Origin of the sequence: Sphingobacterium sp. HMA12 (genome assembly GCF_002933815.1) — a bacterium.
Taxonomy (GTDB): domain Bacteria; phylum Bacteroidota; class Bacteroidia; order Sphingobacteriales; family Sphingobacteriaceae; genus Sphingobacterium.
In genome coordinates this window covers 1-254 of the sequence record NZ_BEYR01000005.1, presented here as the reverse complement: position 1 = coordinate 254, position 254 = coordinate 1, and the positions used below count along the sequence as shown (strand labels likewise).

At 45.3% G+C, this 254-nt stretch carries 1 rRNA gene; it reads left to right on the top strand.

What is annotated here, in order from left to right:
- Positions 1-29: 29 nt before the first annotated feature.
- Positions 30-254: ribosomal RNA gene (locus HMAT_RS21075) — 16S ribosomal RNA — on the top strand; the annotation flags it as partial.

Here is a 254-nt window from a genome sequence, read left to right as displayed (position 1 = left end):
TAAATAGTTGGAATCAAAAACTTCATTTTACAATGGAGAGTTTGATCCTGGCTCAGGATGAACGCTAGCGGCAGGCCTAATACATGCAAGTCGGACGGGATCCATCGGAGAGCTTGCTCAAAGATGGTGAGAGTGGCGCACGGGTGCGTAACGCGTGAGCAACCTACCCCTATCAGGGGGATAGCCTCTCGAAAGAGAGATTAACACCGCATAATATAATTTTCCGGCATCGTGAAATTATTAAATATTTATAG